At 36.6% G+C, this 20,038-nt stretch carries 15 protein-coding genes and 1 riboswitch; of the genes, 3 read left to right on the top strand and 12 right to left on the bottom strand.

The genetic code is table 11. The features are described from left to right. Positions 1 to 3: 3 nt before the first annotated feature. The 6 genes from K332_RS0109160 to K332_RS0109135 form a co-directional block, all read right to left on the bottom strand. Entirely contained in the window at positions 4 to 693 is a 690-nt protein-coding gene (locus K332_RS0109160; protein ID WP_026907185.1) for an N-acetylmannosamine-6-phosphate 2-epimerase, read from the bottom strand. 23 nt (positions 694 to 716) lie between these two features. Next, on the bottom strand, positions 717 to 1,559 hold the full coding sequence (locus K332_RS0109155; protein WP_026907184.1) for a carbohydrate ABC transporter permease: 843 nt from the start codon (positions 1,557 to 1,559) through the stop codon (positions 717 to 719). Positions 1,560 to 1,570: 11 nt separating this feature from the next. Continuing rightward, complete coding sequence (locus tag K332_RS0109150; RefSeq protein ID WP_026907183.1) at positions 1,571 to 2,443, bottom strand: carbohydrate ABC transporter permease; 873 nt, start codon at positions 2,441 to 2,443, stop codon at positions 1,571 to 1,573. 70 nt (positions 2,444 to 2,513) lie between these two features. Continuing rightward, positions 2,514 to 3,911: an ABC transporter substrate-binding protein gene (locus K332_RS0109145; RefSeq protein WP_026907182.1), complete on the bottom strand. Its 1,398-nt coding sequence runs from the start codon at positions 3,909 to 3,911 to the stop codon at positions 2,514 to 2,516. A 12-nt stretch (positions 3,912 to 3,923) separates the two neighbouring features. Next, the gene (locus K332_RS0109140; protein WP_211237413.1) at positions 3,924 to 4,655 is read right to left on the bottom strand and encodes a GDSL-type esterase/lipase family protein; all 732 of its coding nucleotides are present in this window, start codon (positions 4,653 to 4,655) and stop codon (positions 3,924 to 3,926) included. Positions 4,656 to 4,689: 34 nt separating this feature from the next. Next, the gene (locus tag K332_RS0109135; RefSeq protein ID WP_026907180.1) at positions 4,690 to 5,598 is read right to left on the bottom strand and encodes a dihydrodipicolinate synthase family protein; all 909 of its coding nucleotides are present in this window, start codon (positions 5,596 to 5,598) and stop codon (positions 4,690 to 4,692) included. A gap of 535 nt (positions 5,599 to 6,133) precedes the next feature. Here K332_RS0109135 and K332_RS0109130 point away from each other — a divergent pair. Beyond that, positions 6,134 to 9,217 carry a GNAT family N-acetyltransferase gene (locus tag K332_RS0109130; RefSeq protein WP_026907179.1) on the top strand — a complete coding sequence of 1,028 codons (3,084 nt, stop codon included), beginning with the start codon at positions 6,134 to 6,136 and terminating at the stop codon, positions 9,215 to 9,217. A gap of 130 nt (positions 9,218 to 9,347) precedes the next feature. On the opposite strand, the gene K332_RS0109125 is transcribed toward K332_RS0109130, so the two are convergent. After that, positions 9,348 to 10,622 carry a cation:dicarboxylate symporter family transporter gene (locus K332_RS0109125; protein ID WP_026907178.1) on the bottom strand — a complete coding sequence of 425 codons (1,275 nt, stop codon included), beginning with the start codon at positions 10,620 to 10,622 and terminating at the stop codon, positions 9,348 to 9,350. Between the two features lie 1,050 nt (positions 10,623 to 11,672). After that, positions 11,673 to 11,756, bottom strand: a riboswitch (cyclic di-GMP riboswitch). Positions 11,757 to 11,915: 159 nt separating this feature from the next. Between K332_RS0109125 and K332_RS0109120 the strand changes: the two genes are divergently transcribed. Further along, positions 11,916 to 12,956: a YkvI family membrane protein gene (locus K332_RS0109120; protein WP_026907177.1), complete on the top strand. Its 1,041-nt coding sequence runs from the start codon at positions 11,916 to 11,918 to the stop codon at positions 12,954 to 12,956. A gap of 121 nt (positions 12,957 to 13,077) precedes the next feature. Here K332_RS0109120 and K332_RS0109115 read toward each other — a convergent pair whose 3' ends face one another. Next, positions 13,078 to 13,767 carry an LrgB family protein gene (locus K332_RS0109115; RefSeq protein ID WP_026907176.1) on the bottom strand — a complete coding sequence of 230 codons (690 nt, stop codon included), beginning with the start codon at positions 13,765 to 13,767 and terminating at the stop codon, positions 13,078 to 13,080. Next, complete coding sequence (locus K332_RS0109110; RefSeq protein WP_084287866.1) at positions 13,760 to 14,131, bottom strand: CidA/LrgA family protein; 372 nt, start codon at positions 14,129 to 14,131, stop codon at positions 13,760 to 13,762. Before K332_RS0109110 ends, K332_RS0109115 begins: the two co-directional genes overlap by 8 nt. A 277-nt stretch (positions 14,132 to 14,408) precedes the next feature. Between K332_RS0109110 and K332_RS0109105 the strand changes: the two genes are divergently transcribed. Next, positions 14,409 to 15,488, top strand: a complete 1,080-nt coding sequence (locus tag K332_RS0109105) for a C40 family peptidase (RefSeq protein WP_026907174.1) — start codon at positions 14,409 to 14,411, stop codon at positions 15,486 to 15,488. A gap of 65 nt (positions 15,489 to 15,553) precedes the next feature. On the opposite strand, the gene K332_RS0109100 is transcribed toward K332_RS0109105, so the two are convergent. The 3 genes from K332_RS0109100 to K332_RS0109090 all read right to left on the bottom strand — a co-directional run bounded on the left by K332_RS0109100 (position 15,554) and on the right by K332_RS0109090 (position 19,726). Beyond that, on the bottom strand, positions 15,554 to 17,227 hold the full coding sequence (locus K332_RS0109100) for a glycoside hydrolase family 13 protein (protein ID WP_026907173.1): 1,674 nt from the start codon (positions 17,225 to 17,227) through the stop codon (positions 15,554 to 15,556). A 149-nt stretch (positions 17,228 to 17,376) separates the two neighbouring features. Continuing rightward, positions 17,377 to 18,390: a LacI family DNA-binding transcriptional regulator gene (locus K332_RS0109095; RefSeq protein ID WP_026907172.1), complete on the bottom strand. Its 1,014-nt coding sequence runs from the start codon at positions 18,388 to 18,390 to the stop codon at positions 17,377 to 17,379. A gap of 157 nt (positions 18,391 to 18,547) precedes the next feature. Further along, entirely contained in the window at positions 18,548 to 19,726 is a 1,179-nt protein-coding gene (locus K332_RS0109090) for a DUF2628 domain-containing protein (RefSeq protein ID WP_026907171.1), read from the bottom strand. Positions 19,727 to 20,038: the final 312 nt, after the last annotated feature.

Genomic DNA, 20,038 nt, shown 5'->3' with positions numbered 1-20,038 from the left:
ACTTTATTTCAAGACGTCAACAAATCTTTTGGTAATTTCCATTGGTCTTGTTATTGCAGTTCCAACGACAGCAGTATGCACACCTAGGTTAAATACTTCTGCCAATTCTGTTGGACTCCATATGCCACCCTCTGCTATGACGGGAATAGGGAAGTTTTTTACCAACCTTGCAATCAAGTCCATATTTGGTAATGTGACTCCTTTTGTGTAGTCGGTATAGCCACTTAATGTTGATCCAAGACAATCGAAGCCTAACCTATAAGCATTCACTGCTTCCTCATAGGTAGAACAATCCGCCATGAACAATTGATTTGGATATTTATTTCTTACGATAGGAAATAATTCATTAATTGTCTTCCCATCAGGCCTTACGCGTTTTGTTGCATCAAGGGCAATAATTTCTACACGTTCTGCTGCTAACATATCAATTTCTTTCATTGTTGGTGTAATAAAAACATCTGAACCTTCAGACACACTTTTAATAATACCAATGATAGGCAAATCTACGGTTCTCTTAATTTCCTGTATATCTTCAATACTATTTGCTCGAATACCTACAGCCCCTCCAAGCTTAGCTGCATAAGCCATCCTTCCCATAATAAACGGACTGTGTAGGGGTTCATCCGGAAGTGCCTGGCATGAAACGATCAGTTTACCTTTAATAGATTCAAGTATTTCTGCATTAGTTGTCATTAAAAACATCCCCACATATTTTTTTAACCTTTCTCTGCCCCACTAGTTAATCCACTTGTAAAATAGCGTTGGAAGAAAACAAAAATTACTAACAGCGGAATTGCTGCCACCGTAGCACCAGCCATCTTATAAGCAAAGTTTGGATTTAAATCTTGCATTAAGGTTGCTGTACCTACCATCAACGTCTTAACGCCCTCTTCTTGACCAATAACTAATTGCCATACATAGTCATTCCATACTTGAACAAAATAAAGAATAAACAATGCGCCAATACCAGGCTTCACAAGCGGCAACATGATTTTAAAAAATGTTCTAAGTTCACTTGCCCCATCCATTTTTGCTGATTCTCTCAATGAATCTGGTATACTATCAAAAAATCCTTTTAATAAAAACACCCCAAAAGCAGTAGCTACATTCGGCCAAATCATTCCATGAAGTGTATTAACCATTTCTAGATTATCAACAATCCGATATAACGGAACAATCAATACTTCTTTTGGTACCATCAGACTGGAAATAAATAGAATGAAAATAATATTCTTCCCTTTAAATTGTAGTTTAGAAAAAGCGTACGCTGCTAAGGAACTAACAATAATTAAAGCAATGGTTGAAACTAAAGAGACAGTAATACTATTTAACGCCCACTTAAGTGCAGGTTGATTACTAAAAACTTCGATGTAATTATCAATGTTAAACGTTTTCGGAAACCAATCAGGTGGCATTTTTACAACAGCAGCACTATTTTTTAATGAACTTGTAATTAGCCAGTACAGAGGAAATAAACTTAAAAGGGCAAATAGGAAAACAACCACATTAGAAATTACGTCAAATAGATCCCTTTTTCGTTTGTTTTTTCTTTTAAACATTTATTTCACCTCTATTTCTTAAACATAGACCGGAGCTGTGGAATGGATAATAGTAGTGCAATGGTAAACATAATTACTCCTACAGCAGACGCTATGCCAAGTTGATTGTATTTAAATGCATTGTTGTAAAGGAAATACATTAATGTTGTGGAAGCATTGTTTGGACCTCCACCAGTTAATAGCTGAATAACAACAAATATCTTTAATACTGCAATGATATTAATGATCACAATATATAGTGTAATCGGCTTTACGGAAGGAATTAGTATTTTAAAAATAACTTGCCGACGATTTGCCCCATCAATTTCGGCTGCTTCAAATAATTCTTTCGGTACACCAATCATGGCAGCAATATATAGAATAATCGCCTGACCAACGTTTGTTGCAAATGTAACAAATATAACGACTGGTAATACTAAGTTTTTGTCGCCAAGAAAATTGACAACAGGGAATTCAAGTTCCCTCGCTACAAAAGGTATTAGTCCATTGGCAGGGTTTAATAGGAAACTCCAAATCATACTCATAACTACCATAGAGACCATAACTGGTATATAGTAGCTTCCTCTTATAAACGATACATATCTAGCATTCTTATCAAAAATAGCGGATGCAACAAATAAGGAAAATACAACTGTTAATGCAACAATTACAATTACAAAAATGATCGTATTTACTGTAGATTTAATAAAGACCGGATCATTAAAAAGCGCTATATAATTATCAAACCCTATAAATGACATACCTTGATAATTGATTTTATATAAACTTAGGCGTATCCCTTCAAAAATTGGATACACAAGAAATAAACAAAAGAAGAAAAGTTGTGGTGTAATAAAAAGGTAGCCAGTTAGATTTCGCTTCAATGCATGGTGATTTTTTTTCATAAGCACCCTTTCCTCTCCAATAGGCAAGCCCCATGTAATTGGGGCTTGTCTATTGAAAATTTCTTAAAAACTATTGATTGTAGATTACAGAGTCAGCTTTTGACTTCTCGATTACTTCGTTACCTTTTTCCTGATAAGCCGCAATTGCTTCTTCAGGCGTTTTGTCACCAATATATAATGCTTGAAGCTCAGGGTATAGCACTTGTCTTAATTCACTATATCCAGGTACATTTCCAGTAAAGCTAAACATGTACTGCGCATTTTCATCATATGCTGCGAATAATGGATTTTCATCTTTATATTGATCTGCTACAGTTGTGCGAACTGGAACACCATTTTTAGATGACTTAACTAGTTCTGGATCGGTAGAGAAGAATTTCACAAAATCTTTACTTACTTTAATTCTTGTTTCATCTCCTGTATCAAACACGGCAGTACCTGTTACATAAGTGAATGATAATGGGTCACCACTTTCAGATGGAATATTGGCAAGTCTAGCATCAAATTCTGCTACATTACCATTTTCCATATCTGCTTGTAAATTGTTGTATAATACAGAGTTTGTAAAGCTAATACCAAGTTGTTGGTTTTGGAACATTGCGTTTACATCATTTGAAGATACAGACTCAGCACCAGGATTTGTTAGGCCATCATCATAAATTTTCTTTAACCATGCTAATGCTTTAGCACCATTTTCATCATCAACAACTAGACTTCCATCTTCACCAAAGAATTCATTGCCAAACATTCTTAAGTATGCAAGGTTCCATGTATCTGCTTGGTTATTTAATGCATATAGCCCCATCGGGAATGCGTTTGAATATTGATCAGACGGTGTATTTTCTTTAAGCCCTTGGAGAATTTCTTCATACTCTTCTAATGACCATGTTTTAATCGAATCTTCGCTACCGATATAAGATTCAAGTCCTGCAGCCTTGAACATGTCTGCATTGTAGACCATTGTTCCTGGCATATGGGAGAACGGGTAGAAATAAACATCATCACCAAATGTTACTGTTTCCCAGTAATTTTCAGCAATATCACTTTTCGCTTCATCATCAACAATATCGTTTAACGGAACTAGTGCACCACGATGAGCATAATCGCCCATTGCAAACACACTTTCAAAGAACATATCTGGAGGTGTTCCACCATTTAAGTTAACATTAAGCATTTCATCTCTTTGATCTCCAGCAATGACTTCGACATTAATTTTCACATCATACTCATCATATTCCTCTGAAAAGCGCTCTGCAGCATGCTTAAAGAAGCTATCATAATCTGCACCCTCTTCGGAACCATCTAAAACACCTTTCCACTGTGGCGTTAACCATAGAGAAAGTTCAACTGTATCCTTACCATTTCCACTATCTGTTGAACTTTTCTTCTCGTTCTCATCGCCACAAGCCGCTAAAACTGTAATAATAAGAATAAAACTTACCATGGCCAGTAATGACTTTTTTAACATAATTATCCTCCTCTATTCTAAAATCTCCATTATTTTATTATGAACAAGCTCTGATGTAAGCTTGTGTCCATCCTCATCTAAATGCATAAAGTCAATTGTATTCATCGTTACCTGATTGCCTAAATTTAAAAATTCGATATTCTCATCCTGAAGCATCTTCTCTAAATAGGTTGGAAATTCCTTTGACTTTTTGTCACAGTTATCCCCCATTGAATGGTGAATTTCTGTATTATAATATCCTTTACCGATAGTAGGCGGCGCTAAGACTAATACTTTTGGATATGCTCCATTTATTCCAGCTGCTGTTTGACTTGCCTTACGTGCAAGTCTCGTAATACCTTGAGCAATATTAAATGATGTCAATCTAAACCTTTCCTTTGTATCATTGGTGCCAAGCATGATAATCACGAGATCAAGTGGTGCATGGCTCATTAGGCATGGATGTATATAAGTAAGCGCATTCAATCCTTCGAATAATGGATCATCCATTACACTAGTTCTACCAGATAAACCCTCTTCTATTATCTGAAAATCACTTCCAAGAATTCTTTGTAGCCGACATGGCCACCGTATCTCTTCAGAAAACCTAGTCAAATTCTCAGCATTATATCCCCAAGTATTCGAATCTCCAAAACATACCATTCTCTTTTTCATAGATTCATCTTCACATCCAATTTCACGGCCACAGGAAGAAATCTTATTAGTGACACGAATTATCGTAGTCTCAGGTTCATTGGCTCGCAATGAGCCAATGAACCTGTCCCCATGGCACTATTTTCTAGCAATATGTTTCTATGGCTTTATCTATCATTACGCTAATTTGTTCGATTTGAGTGTATTCTTCTTCATGTACTGCTTCTAATGGAGCGCGTACGCCACCTAACTCAATACCCTTTAATTTAAGAACTTCTTTAATAACGGAATACATGTTACCTTTTAGCGAGGTCAAGGCAATAATAATATCATTGATATCCCGTTGTATTGCTCTAGCATTGGCAAATTGTCCACTTGTAACGAATTCCTCAGCCTTCAAATATAATTCTGGCATAGCACCATATGTCCCACCAATACCGCTATCTGCTCCTATCAATCTACCTGAAACATATTGTTCATCAGGACCATTGAATACAACAAATGATTCTCCACCTGTCGTTTTAAATCGTTCGATATCAAGAGCAGGCATGGAAGAATTTTTCACACCTATTACTTTTTCATTCATAATTAATTCTTTAAATAGATTCATAGAAAGATTGTATCCAGTGGTCTGAGGTATGTTGTAAATAATAAATGGAAGTTCTGTTGAATCCATGATGTCAGACCAATAATTTTTAATAGAACTTTCTGGTAGTCGAAAATAAATTGGCGGAATCGCAGATAATGCATCATAACCTAATTCCTCAGCATATTTAGCTAATTCCACACTATCCCTTGTCGATGGAGCACCGACATGGGCAATTAACGTCAATTCACCTTTTACTAGTTCTGCAACATACCGAAGAGTTTCTTTTCTTTCTTCAAGGCTTTGATAAATGCACTCACCTGAGCTGCCTCCGACATATAATCCCTTAACACCTTTTTGCTGTATGTAAGTAGCGAATGCTTTTGTTCTCTCTTCGGAAATTTTTCCCGAATCCGTGTAACAAGCATAAAAGGCAGGGAAGATACCTTTAAATTTATCTAATACCATTATTTTGTCCCCCTTGGCTTCATAAAAACTATGTAAAGCGCTATCATTGCCAATATAACACGCTTATTATACTTTGTAAATAATTTTCACCATTTTTAATAATTTCCGGGGGAAATTTCCATTGTAATGATTAATTTAGTATTTTTCCATGAACCTAATGCTCTACTCCATTCATCAATAAGTACTGCAAAAAATTCTATGGTTTACAAAAATATTAATTTTCAGTATAATAACAAAGTAAAAACTTTTATGCGAAAGGGAGGTTGTCCGACATGATTAAAGTAAATCTGGATTTTTCAATAAAATTTCATACGATGTCCTATTCAACCTATCGTTCGTTCTGATTGTTATATTACGTATACAGACCATAGGATGGAGGATGCATCCTGTGGTTTTTTAATTTTATAGTTGGCTAATTTTTCCGTTTATTATCCAACTTGAGGTAAAGAACTATTCAGCGCAAGACTTGAGTGGTTCTTTTTTTATTACAGAAGTGACAGGGTGCATGCTACCTCCCTATTAAGGAGATGAAAAAATGAATATTGAAATTGTTAAGTACGATGAGAGTTATGCTGCTAGAGTTGCAGATATGTGGAATCATAGCCGGGATGGCTGGGGTGGTTCAACCACTATCGATACAGAGGAATCGATTTTACATCGTGAGGCCAATTCAACAAACCTCCATACCTTTTTAGCCCTTGAAGGCGAGAAAGTGGTTGGCTATTGTGGTTTTAGCGAATATCGCGATGATGAAGGGGCACTTTACATTCCATTATTAAATGTTCGAGATGACTATCATGGAAAGAAAATCGGCAAAAAGTTACTTTTAACTGCTTTACAGGAAGCCATCCATTTAAAATGGCCGAGACTAGATTTATATACGTGGGCAGGAAATACGAAGGCAGTTCCACTCTATAAGAGATGTGGATTTTTCTGGGAAGATCGCGATGATACGACTCATTTAATGAACTTTATGCCGACCGTTCTACATACAGAAGCTGTCCGCGATTTTTTCTGTGATGCAAGCTGGTACGACATGAGCACTCGCGAAATTGAAGTGAAGCCAGATGGAAGAGTAGAAAATGATTTTCATTACTTTGAATACTCCTGGGAAAAAGAAAATGAATCCCTTCGAATGGAGTTTGAGCGTACCGGGAGAGGGATCCGTTTAATTGAGACAAATGATTACGCTATTTCCGCAACGGTAGAGAATCATGCGTTAGTGTTTGGCAACCAATATACGATTCAGTATGCTATACGAAACAAATCTGGGAAACCTCTTCATTTGGATTTAACAGGGATAAACGACAAGAATATTACGTTTTCCTTAGAGGAATCGTTGGAAGTAGTGGACAAAGCGGAAATAACAGGAACATTCCTTGTAGGTCCGATTCAAGAAGAACAAGATACATTTAAAACACATCCAACAGTAAAAACCAATATAAAGATCAATGGTAAACAGGCAACACTTAAGGTAGGGATTTTGCCAAAGTACCCTGCAATGGTGACAGCTCATTTATCCGATGATTTAACGTTTGTAGGTAAGAAGAATACCTTTTATGTGGACATGGTAAATAATTTCCGGGAAAAAGTCCGATTCGAGCTGGAATTTCCTCAGTCAACAGTGCTTCAACCAATTGAGCCTAACATTCAAGTGGAAATTGAGCCAAAGGGGAAAGTATCGATTCCAGTTCCAATTCTAACCAAGTCGCATGGCTATTACTATAAGCAATTAGACATTAATGCCATTAAGGAAAATGGTGAGGAAATTCATTTCCAGCGAGAAATTGGGATTGCCTTTAGAGGAATTGGTGCTAAATTCCATGGGGAAGATGAGAAAACGATTCAGCTTTATAATGGACAATATTTCGCAACACTAGATAAAGGTGAAAATTCCATTCTTACTGGTAGAAAGAAAAAAGCAAGCCATGTAACACTGTTAACACCTAAGCTTGGAAAACCGTACACAGAGGAATTATCAAAAGCAAAACCAACAGCAATCGAATATATAGATGGAACTGGATTTATTGGTGTAAAAGTGTCCTATGCAATCACTTCCTTCCCTTCTATTAAATTGCATTTGATACTAAAGCTCTTTGGCGAAGGAATTTTAGAAAATTATTATGAAATCGAAAATGTATTAGATGTTAAAACGGAAAAACCAATCTATCTAAACCAGTCCATTTATCTTGGACTTGATCAAGCAACGATTCCATATCACGGTGCGATGGTGGAAATGAATGATTCTATTGGTAACTCCTATGAAGAATGGGATGATAGCTTCGTTTCAGAAAATTGGTTGTTTGTAAATGATGATAAAGATCCAATTGGCATGTGCTGGCATCCTAATGACAACATCCATTTTGGCTCTTGGTATAACTATTTGGAACATCACCTTGGAGAAATTGAAGGGAAAAGTACCGTTCAAACAAATCCGATTTACTTTTCCATTGGGGCTTTTCATGATGTTGATTCCTTCCGTTCTTTTGCTAGTCAATCTGTACAGCCAGAGCATATCCAAACAGTTAATCATTTGAATGTAACATTGGAAAACAACAATCCGTTTGTGGATGGCGAAAAGGTGATTGTTAAGGTATCAGATCATAAATCGAATTACTTGCATGGTGGGTTGGCATTGTCCCTTTTGGAAAATAAAGCATCTGGACAATTTGACCGTGAAGAGAAAAAAACAGAATGGATTACCGAACTACCACTAGTCGATACGCCAGCCATTTCTATTGTAAAAGCAATTTCTAATCTGGATGCGACAGTTTTAGAAAGAAAAACACTTGCGATTAAGAAGACGAATTCCGAAGTGAGAGCTGAAATTAGCCCAGAGCAAGGTTACGATTCATGGACAATGGATAATGGAATCATCCAAATAAAAGCAGCTCCAGAGTTTTTCCCGGCAATTTATAGTTTGACCTATGAGGGACAAGAATGGTTGGATACCTCTTTTCCAACTATCCAGCCAAAATTGTGGTGGAATCCATGGTCTGGTGGATTATGGAGTGGATTATCAAGTATTCGTCCATATTCTCTTGCGAAGGAGAAAAGCACCGCAGAGTTTGCAAAGATGATTGATAATAAAGAGAATGAATGGCAGGGAATTAAACTTACGACAGTAATCGAAGAAAATGAGAAATATAAAGGGCTCAAAATAAATCAATATTATCTCTTACTACCAGGCTGCCCAGTACTATGTCAAGTTTCAGAGATTAACCAGGAAACAGGAACTTATTTTAATGAAATGAATTGGCAAACTGCAGGATTCTTCAAGCCCAGCAAACGTTTAGAGGATAATTGGGCACGATTACAAGATCAAAAAGGGAACTGGACAAAGATTGTTGCAGGTAAAGGGGAAAATGAAAGTAATGTTGCTCAGAATTTAATTATTGGCAGCAATGAGAGAAAAGAAGTTCTCCAAATAATTTCTAATTCTGAAAACACATTACAGGATACGTATATCAATAAAGAAGTGCTAGTATCAGGTGCCTTTGAAAGAATTACCATACCATCTGGTAACACAATGTATACGAAACCAATCTTTTATCTATTTAATGATTTTGATATACCTGAATTAGCCCAAAGTGATTTGAAAGAAATAAGGTTTAATTAAAAGGGAAAGTTCCTCACCACTGCAATGAAAAAGTGGTAAGGAACTTTCCCTTTCATGTTGTTTAGCAATCCATCCAAAAACCTCTATTAAATCGACAAGATTCGAGTTATTTCGGAAAGTGACAGGCACCTTAAACTTGGGCTGTCACGCCATCTTCTTCAAGTGCACCATCAGCTGGGGGATTATACTGTCCTTCCCATTTAGCAACGACGAGTGCTGCCAATGAGTTTCCTACTACGTTAACTGCTGTACGTCCCATATCTAAAATACGGTCAATTCCTGCAATAAATGCTAATCCTGCAGCTGGTAATCCAATCGTACTAAATGTTGCTAATAGAACCACAAAGGATACACCTGGAACTCCAGCCATTCCCTTCGAAGTAATCATCAAGACTAACATTAACGTAATTTGCTGCCAAATACTCAGGTCAATACCATACATTTGCGCAACAAACAACGCGGCAATCGCTTGATATAAAACAGAGCCATCCAAGTTAAAGGAATAACCTGTTGGTATAACAAATGATGCAATATGCTTCGGACTACCCGCTTGCTCCATTTTATCCATAATCCTCGGAAGCACTGTCTCCGAGCTAGAAGTTGAAAAGGCTAAAAGTAATTCTTCCTTAATCAGCTTCAATAGCTTAAAGATATTAAGTCCAATTATCTTTGCCATTAATCCTAATATCACAATAACAAAGAAAATCATCGTTCCATATACCGTAAGAGCCAGTTTTCCTAAAGGAATTAGTGATGTAAATCCATATTTAGAAATGGTGACACCAATTAATGCAAAAACACCAATTGGTGCATATTTCATAAATAGATTCGTCACATAGAACATGGCATGTGCTACACCCTCAAAGAGTCTTAGTACCGGTTTTCCTCTCTCACCAATTGCAGCAACACCTAGTCCAAATACTACGGAGAAGAAGATAATTGCAAGCATATCGCCTTCAACCATTGCCTGAACTGGATTTGTAGGAACAATATGAAGCAGTGTATCCGCTATAGATTTCCCTTCTTGTTCCTCTGATGTGTCTACATAATTTGAGATGTCTGTTTGCTCAAGCTGGTTCATATTTAAACCGGTTCCAGGTTGAAATATATTAGCAGCAATAAGACCAACAGCAATCGCAACTAAAGTCATACCGATAAAGTACGTTAAAGATTTCAATCCAAGTTTTCCAACGGATTTAATATCTCCAACACCTGCAACCGCAACAATGATACTAGATAATACTATTGGAACAACAATCATTTTAATTAAACGGATAAAAAGATCACCGAATGGTTGTAAAATACTTTGTGCTGTTTCACTACCATAAAATATTCCACCGATAATAATCCCTAAAATAAGACCAATAAAAATCTGGCTAGCTAAACTTAATTTGAACTTTTTCAATAAAATCGCCCTACCTTCCTGATGAATTTTGTATAAACGCTGATTTGGCAAGGTTAGAAAAACTCACATTTGTCGGGTACAAATAAATGAATAACTCGTTACTAAAGGTAAGAATCCTGTATTTTATTGAGCATTCTTTACGTTAGTTTTTCTTACACAGAAAGGGAAGATTCATACATCTTCCTATCTATTAATATCTACTTAATTATCAAATCTAGTAATAGATAACTCGGTGTTCTCCTATTATTTAAAGAGAATACCTTGGTTAAACTCGTATATACAGGAAAGAACTTTTTTCTTTCCAAACTACAAAAAACACTGACATAATCGGGCCCGTGGGGGAAAGATAAGCCCTAAAGAAGAGTCTATTCCATTACGCAGAACTACCCATTTTAATATCGAAGTAACACAGATTTAGGAAAACTATTATAAATATACTTTTTTATTTTACCTTAATATCTCTATTTTTGTAAATAGTGAACTACTTCACATAATTTTCAGAAATAGTGTAACGTAGAGTTGACAAGCGATGTCATATTAGATTCACACGAACACAACCAACTATCACAAAACCACCACTACAAACCTCGCAGCCTTACAGATTCCAAAGTTGTATGCATATTTTCCAGTGACTTCATCGCCATCTCGTACACCATCTACAATCGAACTACTTAAAGAAGACTCACATTCGCTAAGCCCCAAGTGAAGCGACTATATGTGATACTTAATAAAGCTTTGAGGTGAGCAATGTTCCTTCTTCTAATAAGATAGGCACTTTATATGTTCGTTTTTTTTACATTCGGAAAGGTCTTATACATTCCAACCATATAAAAAAAGCGCTCCTACCGTTTCCATTAAGAAAACGAGAGAACCGCTTTTGCTTTATAATTTTAATTCGTGATAATACATTCGCTTTTTAAGCATTAACTTATATTCCGGATTAATACAATCCTTACTAATTGTAGAATAATAGGAATACAAAAATCGATGTACCCATCGCATAAAAAAATACCTCCATTTTGGTTTATGAATCGTACGGAGGTTTATGTATTCGGTAGCTGGCTGGCATAGTTTTAAACGTTAGCCCCTTTAGTTTTGCGTCTTCACCTTTCAGTGAATTTGCCCTTTCGTACGATTATTCATTCTTATGTACTATTATTCTATGAGACTAAGAGAGATGTCAAGAATAAGCCAGGTAAATATACCCAGTAAGCGCTTATAATTTCCAATTTCTATAAAGCTTGTCTAATCTCCCTCTAAAAATCATATACATGGTATCAGGAGGTATGTGACATGAAACAATGGACAGCAATATTACTTGTAGCAGCAACATATATTGGAACCGTTATTGGTGCAGGGTTTGCTACAGGAAAGGAAATCGTAACATTTTTTAGCAACTTTGGAGCGCTTGGGACAATTGGTATTATTGTCAGCTGCTATCTCCTAACCTACTTTGGAACGAAAATCATGCTTATATCAGCACATATTAAGGCTTACTCCTATAAAGAATTTAATGATTATTTGTTTGGACATACATGGGGAAAAGTAATAAATATCATGATTTTTATAATTGTGATGTCTGTAACTTCTGTTATGCTATCCGGTGCGGGAGCCGTTTTTCACGAACAGTTAGGCATCCCATATTTTGTTGGGATTATTACTACGATACTGCTCGTTTTTTTAGTAGTCATGAGAGGGCTGAAAGGATTATTTGCGATTAATTCATACATCGTTCCATTAATAATTTTATTTGGGTTGTTTATATTTATTTCCATTTTTGACGATAATCCATCCCTATTGCTTGCTCCCTTTTTATCCATAACAATCCCTGAACACCCATTTTGGACGATATCACCTTTTACTTATGCATCCTTTAATGTAATAACCGCAATGGTAGTCCTTGTTCCTTTAGGAAAGGAAATCCAAGATGAATATGTACTTAAGTGGGGTGGATTCCTTGGGGGACTTGGCTTATTCATTTTGTTATTATTGAGCCATTTTTCCTTATTAGTCAACCCAACAACCTTTCCATTTGACATTCCAATGGCAGAGATCGTAAAGCAATTCGGTGGGCTTATACATATTCTGTTTTTACTCATTATCTTTAGTGAAATATTTAATACCGTAACAGCCAATGTATACGGAATAAGCCGTCAAGTAAAAACGAGCTTCGGAATAAAATATAATCACGCTGTACTTGCTATCTTACTAATCATCTTCCTAGTAAGTCAGCAATATGGCTACGGCCAACTACTCTCCATCCTCTATCCACTATTCGGATATATAGGATTACTCTATCTAGCAGTATTACTCATTACAAAAGTTCCAAAATAACAGCCATGGGGACTTTCCTCGGCCCGATTTTCCTTAAAGCCGTGGGGACAAAGCCGTGGGGACAGGTTCCCCGGCCGCGTTATGCCACTCGGGCCAGTGAACCTGTCCCCATGGCTCTTTTCTATACTAAGAGTGCGACTAATCCTGGGGTTATTATGGATACGACTGTTGCGCTGATGACCATTGCTATGGTACTTATGGAGCCTTCTAGTTGGCTGCTTTCTAATGCTTTGGAGGTTCCAATTGCGTGGGAGGCGCTGCCTATTCCAACACTTTTTCCTGTGTAATGATTGATTTTGAATACTTTATTAACAATGGAACTGAAGAGTACACCACCAATTCCTGCAATCATTACAAAAACAGCTGCCAACGTAGTCACGCCACCTAACATTTCTGCGATAGCCATCGCAACAGGTGTTGTCACTGACTTTGGAGTAAGGGAGTAGATAATGACTTCCTCGAATCCAGCTAATTTTGCTAGTAATATACCAGAAGATATTCCTATAATTGCTCCTACAATCGTTCCAGTGAGGATCGGGGTAATAAATTTTTTTAGAACACTACGTTGCATGTAGAGCGGATAAGCTAGCGCTACAACCGCAGGTCCAAGTAACTCATTAATCCACTTTCCACCAATCATGTATGTTTCATATGGAATATGAAAAATCAGTAATACAGCAATAATCACAATGGCGGAAGTAATAACAGGTGCGGTAAATGTATACCCAACCTTGCTATGAATCTTATTTGCAAATAAATAGATACAATATGTTGCAAGCACCGCGATGAGTGCTGTTAATAAATTAGCCATGCTCTCTTTCCCTTCTACGCATTACCCATTGGCTCATCTTTCCCGAACTAACCATCACAAGAAGCGTACTAAATAAAACAATCACAACCAGTAAAAAACCTTTGCCTGCGAACAAATCAAAATAGTTCATGATCCCAACAGTTGCCGGAATAAAAAATAGGACAAGATTATTAACCATAAATTTAGCACCTTTCTCCACCCATGCAACATTTAGTATTTTAGTAGAAAGCATAATGAATAGGATTATCATTCCAATGACACTTCCGGGTACAACTAGTCCTAGGACATGCTGAATCCAATTTCCGAATAAATATATACCATATAAAAAAGCAATATGAAGAATTATTTTACATATGTTCAGCAATTTTTTAGACACTCCAATTTCTCATGCTAGTAGCAATAATTTCCTCTGCCTAGCTTCAAATCTCTATTTCCAATAAGGAATAGACTAGCACTTCATCATAATGCTGTCCAACACAGCGTACTTTTAGTAGGGGCATACTAAAGTATTATTATTTAAGTAGTCAAATCTACCTAATATCGCCAAAATATCCCTAAATTTCCACATTAATCTACTAACCTCGACAAAACTATAGTATACTGATTCTAATAGACTAGTAATTTGTGAGGAGGTAAATTAATTGAGTAACAAGAAGATTTTTATGTCTGTAACTGCGACTGCTTTCATTGCATCCGCATTATTCGGTGCAGAAGAAGCTGAAGCGGCAAGTTCGTACAAAGTTCAGAGTGGGGATTCTCTTTGGGTAATTGCACAAAAACATAATGTAAGTGTTGCGCAACTGAAATCGTTTAATAATTTATCAAGCGATATTATTTTCCCGAACCAAGTCCTGAAAACAGAAAAGGACTCATCTAGCAAAAATACAAGCAATAAAACTGAAACTACAAAACCAAAAGAAACACAAAAACCAACGACATCAAAAGCAGCGACATACACCGTCAAATCTGGTGATACATTGAGTGGAATTGCTTCTAAACATAAGGTTTCACTTCAGGATTTAATGAAATGGAATAATTTAGAGACTACGCTAATTTATCCAGGAAATGTGTTTGTTGTGAGCAAGGCACAAACAGTTACAACAGAGAAGCCAACTAACCCAACTAATCATAAAACAGAGAAACCACAAGATCAAAAGGTTCCATCTACTAGTGTTTACACGGTTAAGTCAGGTGACACATTATCACGAATTGCGGTAAATCATAAAGTTACGGTAGCTAATTTAAAAAAATGGAATAACTTGAAATCTGATTTGATTTATATTGGTCAAAAACTAAATATTGGTGATGGCGCAAAAGTTGAAACTCCAAAGGATGAAACGCCATCCAAAGAGATTAGCTATAATGTTGACAAATTAATCAATTCAGCCAAAAGCCAATTAGGAGTTGGCTACGCATGGGGTGGATCCACACCTAATGGATTTGACTGCAGTGGATTTATTTTCTATGCCTATAAAGAAGCCGGACTTTCAACAAACCGCTATTCAAGTGAAGGATATCATATGCGTTCCTATTATGTAGATACACCTAAAGTTGGGGACCTCGTATTCTTTGAAGGAACATATAAATCCGGTATATCCCATGTTGGAATTTATCTTGGTAATAATGAATTCATCCATGCTTCTGATGGTGGTGTGACCATTACTAATTTAAATAACTCTTATTGGAAAAAGCATTTTGAAGGATTTAAGAGGTTTTATTAATCACTAATTAGGATTGAATAATTAAGGCACAACTAGCAATCTGCTAATTGTGCCTTTTCATTTACTTAACCAATATAAACTACTGCCTCATAAGGTCTTAGCTGTATTTTCTTCTCAACTTTACCTTTAACGTCTGAATAATTGCCAATCAACAATTCCCCGCCTGTAAACTCAGCTGGAATCACATACTCCAATTCCTCCGCACTAAAGTTTGTTACAACTAGTAGTTTTTGATTGTTATAGGTTCTCAAATAAGAGTAAACCTTCTCATTCTCTTCATCCAATAACGTATACTCACCATACACAATAATAGGATTTTCCTTACGTAATTGGATTAGCTTACGATAATAATGATAAATGGAATTCTCATCATTAACCGCTTGTTCCGCATTAATTTCTGGATAATTCGGATTTACTTGAATCCAAGGTGTTCCAGTAGTAAATCCAGCATTTTCACTAGCATCCCATTGCATCGGGGTTCTAGCATTGTCACGACCTTTCACATAGATAGATTCCATGACTTTATCGTGTGGTTCATTCCCTTCCACAACTTTCTCCTTATACATATTTAGAATCTCGATATCTCGATAATCATCAATGGAGTCGAAGCGAATATTTGTCATCCCTATTTCTTCCCCTTGATAAACATAAGGAGTTCCTTGTAACATGTGTAAGAACGTTCCAAGCATTTTAGCAGATTCTACACGATACGTTTTATCATCACCAAAACGAGAAACCATTCTTGGTTGATCATGGTTATTCATATATAAACTATTCCAACCAACACCATGTAAGCCTGTTTGCCATTTTGTAATATTTTCCTTCAAATCACGTAGTTGAAGTGGCTTCAGATTCCATTTTCCACCAGGACCAGAGTCTAAATCCATATGCTCGAAAGTGAACACCATATTTACTTCTGCACGGCTCGGATCCGTGTATAGTTTAGCATCCTCCACACTTGCACCAGGCATTTCTCCTACGGTTAAGATATCGTATTTAGACAATACTTCTTGATGCATTTCTTGTAAGTAATCATGAATTTTAGGACCATTGACGAAATACTGTCCACCACTAACATATTTTTTCCCTTCTGGATTGGGTGCATCTGGAAGACCTTCTTCCTTAGAAATAAAGTTGATTACATCCATTCGGAAGCCGTCAATACCTTTATCTAACCACCATTTCATCATGTCATACACTTCATTTCGAAGTTTTTCACTTTCCCAGTTTAAATCTGGTTGTTTTTTACTGAAAAGGTGCAAAAAGTACTCATCCGTTGCCTCGTCATATTTCCAAGCAGATCCACTAAATGTCGCTTCCCAGTTATTTGGCTCACGACCATCCTTGCCAGGACGCCAAATATAATAATCACGATATGGATTATCCTTTGATTTACGAGATTCTAAAAACCATGCATGCTCATCAGAAGAATGGTTCACCACTAAATCCATAATCAGTTTCATATCCCGCGAGTGAATTTCTGTTAGAAGCTCTTCCCAATCAGCCATTGTTCCAAACTCATCCATAATATGCTTGTAATCACTAATATCATAGCCATTATCATCATTCGGAGACTTGTAAACTGGAGATAGCCAAATAACATCGATTCCTAGATTTTTTAAGTAATCTAATTTTTCGGTAATTCCGTTAATATCCCCTATTCCATCACCATTACTATCATTAAAACTACGAGGGTATACCTGATATACCACACTTTCCTTCCACCACTGTTTATTCATTTTGACAACTCCTATACATAGTACATTTCACCTATAGAAATACTTGTTTTTTCTTTTGAAAGTAATCGTATTTTCAAACTGAAAAAAACGATAATTATACTTTTTAATCTACAAATACGTAAACGTTTACTCATTATACATAAAGAGACTTATTCATTTGTTAAATCTCTTACACTTTCTCTTTCAACAATACGATGTGCAACAATCTTGCTCTCTACCTTTTGATTCGTATTAATGATTTCAAGAATCATTTTTGTTGCCATTTCTCCCATTTCAACAAGGGGCTGCGCAACTGTTGTAAGAGGTGGTATACTCATTTCGGCAATACTAAGGTTATCATAACCAATAACTGATAACTGTTCTGGAACATTAATTTTCATAGTATACGCAGATGAAAGTATACCAAAAGCAATTTCATCACTAGCAGCAAATACTGCAGTAATATCAGGATATTGCTTCATTAACCTTGGCAATCCATTCCTACCATCATCAAAGCCAAATCCAGATTCAGAAACAAAATGTTTTTCAGAAACGGGTAATTGATAATGCTTCATGGCCTGCATAAAACCATTAATCCTAGATTGACCTGCCACCATATCCTCTTTATTTCCACTAACCATTCCAATATTACGATGACCTTTTTTAATAAGGAATTCTGTTGCAGAAAACGCTGCGTGCTGGTCATTTACTTTCACATATGGAACAGGAAATTGATAAGTTTCCGTTGAAAGTAATACGATTGGAATTTTCATTCGATTAATAAACTGATAATATTCTTCCTTTAGCTCTTCACTAACAAATATTATCCCATCCACTTGTTTTTCATAAAGTAGTTGTAAATACTTCATCGTCTTCTTACCGTTGGATTCTGTGTGACATACAATAACACTTGAACCATTATGATGCGTAATATCCTCAATTCCTCGAATAAACTCTGTAATGATCATACTCGATAATTTAGGTACTAATACACCAATAGTATGTGTACGTTTGTTAATCAATCCTCTGGCAATACTATTCGGATGATAACCTAATTCCTCAATAACTTGAAGAACCTTTTCTTCTGTCTCCTTTGAATAGCCAGGCTTATTATTAATGATTCTTGAAACCGTTGCAATAGAAACATTCGCTTTCTTTGCAACATCTTTTATCGTAAAAGACATAATATGTTACTCCTCTACAAAAACCAACGTAAACGTTTACACAAACGATGATAGCACGAACTGAAATCGGTTGCAAGAAATTCAGTAGATCCATCGGGACAAATGAGCCACGGGGACAGGTTCACTGGCCTGAATATTAGAAAGTGGCAGGAATCGGTTACTCCCACCACCATTCCTCAAACCAATACTCACCATTCTCCGTCATAATTCTATTCGTATCCAACTCTACTAATCTACCTGGCAAAGCACGAACAAATTCTAATTTTTCATTGTCTACCTGAAAAATATCGATAAGAGTCTCATCCCCACTATTTTCATATAGTAGCTCGAGCAAACCGTCACCATTAACGTCATATAACATTAAACTAGAATCACCTTCTGATTGGACCTTTTCATACATCTCAACATCACCAAATCGAACAGAGATATACACTTGATCGTTGAGGTACGGATCATCCAAAACCGGGCCACCACTCAATGTGACAATCTCATTGATACCATCAAAGTTAATATCGATTTCCTTGGAAACCGTGAAATCAAACAAGGATGGGGCGACTAGTTCGTGATAGTATCCGTCTTCCACGTCATCCCAGCCCTCGTACTCAGCAGCATTCTCTACCACATCTCCACTCTCACTATCCTCTACCACTGTTTCACCTTCAGCATCTTCATATTCCTCAACTATCGTATAGAATCTTTGCGGCTCTGGATCTGTAATCGGTGGGAGATAAAATATAGCAAACGTAATAACCCCATATACTATAAATACAGCTAAACTGAGAAAGAATCCTCCCCAGCTTGGGCCACTACTTATTTTTAATACCGCTCCTACCTTTTCCCCGTACTTTCGCTTCAGCTTCTTCACTTTACGCTGAGCATGTTTTTGATACATGTTATTTCCATTCATCCCTAGAAAAATTGACAATGCTGCACCAATTCCCACATCTATTGCTACTGTATTCCTGACCCCTAGTAGCTGCAAAGCTAAATCTAATAAAATATAAAAAATATGAAGTCCGAAAATAAAGCCATACATTCTTCTGTATCCTACCCAGAAAATAGTTAGAAAAAATGCAGCCCAGTTCCAATTAATTTTTCCCTTAGTCCAATTTCCTGTATAGTAATTTGCTTTATACTTTCCAACATATTCAACTAATAATTCTTCATCAGACATCGGTACATCTACTATCTGCTTTTTTCCCTTATTTACAATATTATTCTGGTTAACCTCAAAATCCTTTCCTTCATATGTATCACCAATAACTAACTGTTTTCCACAAGAGAAACAAAACCTCGCTTCCTCAATCTGTTTCTTTCCACAATGTATACAATACAAAACTACACCCCCATGTAAACTTCCTTGCTGCTAAACTAGTACTTTGTAATTATAGCATGGAGTTCGAACCATGGGGACAGGTACCTTGGCCGGGCCAAGGTACCTGTCCCCATGGCTCTTCCCTTTAGAAAAACTCACATTCGTTCGTCCTTTAACGAATGTGGTAGTTTGGTAGTTTTTCTTATGTCGGCGGAAAGTTTTTATACTTTCCTATCTACAAAATCGAGTAGGGGTCGCCATCTCTGACCACCCCTCTCACAGAACCGTACGTGCGGAACTTCGCATACGGCTCCTCCCACTAATCCCCTTTGG

The sequence above is a fragment of the Paucisalibacillus globulus DSM 18846 genome (genome assembly GCF_000482485.1).
Lineage (GTDB): Bacteria > Bacillota > Bacilli > Bacillales > Amphibacillaceae > Ornithinibacillus > Ornithinibacillus globulus.
This window is presented reverse-complemented; position numbering and strand designations above follow the sequence as displayed.